A 2,497-nucleotide genomic window follows, 5' to 3' on the forward strand; every position below is an offset into this window, starting at 1 on the left:
GCTCCACACCGCCGGCGACCACCGCCACCGCCCCGGGAGTCCGACCCACCTGAGCCGCGAACAACTCCGGCAACGTCCCCGCCGGCACCTCACGCGCAGTGTCGTTCCACTCGCCGACGATCCGGTCCCGCTCCACCGCCGACAACACGTCCACCGTGCTGATCGACTGCTGGGGATCGGTGACCACGGATCGCAGCACGCGCACGAAGCGCTGCGCGATCCGCTCCACCGTTGCCTCGTCGAACAGGTCGGTGGCGAAGGTCACCGTTCCTTGCAGGCCGGCCGGCGCGGTGTCGGCGTCGAAGGCCTCACCGAAGGTGAAGGACAGGTCGAACTTGGCCGGCGTTCGGGCCGCGGCCAAAGAGCCGACCACGAGCCCGGGCAGGTCCAGCTCGGCTTCGCTGGTGTTCTGGAGGGCCAGCATGACCTGGAACAGCGGATGCCGGGCCAAGGAGCGGGCGGGGGCGAGGTCCTCCACCAGCCGCTCGAACGGAACGTCCTGATGCGCGAACGCACCCAGCCCCGTCTCCCGCACCCGGCCCAGCAACTCGACGAAGCTCGGGTCCCCGGACAAGTCGGTACGCAGCACGAGCGTGTTGACGAAGAACCCCACCAGGTCGTCGAGGGCGTCGTCGGTACGTCCGGCAACCGGCGTGCCGACGGGTACGTCGCTGCCCGCGCCCAGGCAGGACAGAAGGGTGGCCAAGGCGGCCTGCAGCACCATGAACACCGTCACGCCCTCGGCACGGGCCAGTGCGACCACCTGCTGGTGCAGGTCCGCCGGGACGCTCACCCCAACGGTGCCACCGAAACGCGTGGCGACGGCCGGACGCGGGCGGTCGACCGGCAGAGCCAGTTCTTCCGGCAGACCGGCGAGGTTCTGACGCCAGTAGGCCAGCTGCCGCGACAGCACCGTGTCCGTGCCGTCCTCGCCGCCCAGCAGTTCCCGCTGCCACAGGGTGTAGTCGGCGTACTGCACGGGCAGGGGCGTCCAGGTCGGCCGCGCGCCCCGGCACCGGGCCGCGTAGGCGGTCGACACATCGCGTGCCAGCGGCCCCATGGACCAACCGTCACCGGCGATGTGGTGCACCACGATCAGCAGAACGTGATCACCGGGCGCCAGCTCGAACAACCAGGCTCGCAGGGGCAGTTCCACCGAGAGGTCGAACGTGTACGCCGCTGCCCGAGACAGGACGTCCGCCAATCCGGCCTCGGTCACCTCGGCCATCGGGAGCTCCAGGGACACCGACTCCGGATCGGTGATCTGCTGCCGAGGCACACCGTCCACGCTGGGGAACACCGTCCGCAGCACCTCGTGTCGGACCACCACGTCTGCCAGAGCCGCCTGGAGTGCCGTGCGGTTCAGGTGACCCGTCAGGCGCAGGGCTGCCGGGATGTTGTAGATCGAGTTCGGGCCCTCCAGTTCGCCCAGGAACCAGAGCCGCTGCTGCGCGAACGACAGCGGGACCACGTCCGGTCGGGCCGTGGCCGTCACGGCACGCCGCGCCTGCCCGGCCTCTGCCGTTCGGCCGGCGAGCCCTGCAACCGTAGGCGTCTCGAACAGCGCCCGGATGGGAACCTCCACACCCAGGACCGAGCGGATGCGGCTGACGAGACGGGTGGCCAGCAGGGAGTGGCCGCCCAGCTCGAAGAAGTCGTCGTTCATCCCGATCCGCGGTATGCCCAGGATCTCCGCGAACAGGGCGGACAGCACCTCTTCCTGAGGTGTGCGCGGTGCCTGGTAGGAAGTGCTCGCGCTGAGTTGCGGGGTGGGCAGGGCCTTGCGGTCCAGCTTGCCGTTCTGGGTCAACGGGAGCGCGTCCAGTATGACGATCGCGGACGGGACCATGTATTCGGGAAGCACACCGGACAGGTCAGCGTGGAGCCTGGCCGGGTCCGCCGAAGCCCCTGCCGATGCCGGGACGACGTAGGCGACGAGGCGTTTGTCGCCAGGCCGGTCCTCGCGCACGAGTACGGCGGCCTGCGCCACCGAGGCATGCGCGGCCAGTACGGCCTCGACCTCGGCCGGCTCGACACGGAAGCCTCGGATCTTGACCTGGTCGTCGGCCCGGCCGATGAACTCCAGGACACCCTGGCCAGTCCATCGCACCAGGTCGCCCGTCCGGTACATCCGCGATCCCGCGGGACCGTAGGGATCCGCGAGGAACCGCTCGGCGGTCAGACCTGCGCGGTTGAGGTAGCCGCGGGCCAGACCCGCTCCCGCCACGTACAGCTCGCCCGAGACGCCCGGGGGAACCGGCTGAAGCGCCCGGTCCAGGACGTACACACAGGTGTTGTCCAGCGGCCGCCCGATCGGCAGCGTAGACCCGACCTCATCGGCCGCTTCCACTGCGTGCTGTGTCGCGCACAGGGTGATCTCCGTCGGCCCGTACAGGTGCCGAACCACCACACCCGGATTCGCCTCAAGAACCCGGCGAACGGAAGACGCGGGGACCACGTCACCGCCCGTCAGCACCTCACGCACACCCTGGAAGAC

1 protein-coding gene is annotated in these 2,497 nt (G+C 70.0%); it reads right to left on the reverse strand.

Annotation, left to right across the window (positions count from 1 at the left end):
* Positions 1–2,497, reverse strand: a 2,497-nt coding sequence (locus AB0469_RS41025; protein ID WP_366456711.1) for a condensation domain-containing protein, incomplete at both ends; no start/stop codon positions are given.

It is taken from the genome of Streptomyces sp. NPDC093801 (assembly GCF_040701585.1).
Taxonomy (GTDB): Bacteria; Actinomycetota; Actinomycetes; order Streptomycetales; family Streptomycetaceae; genus Streptomyces.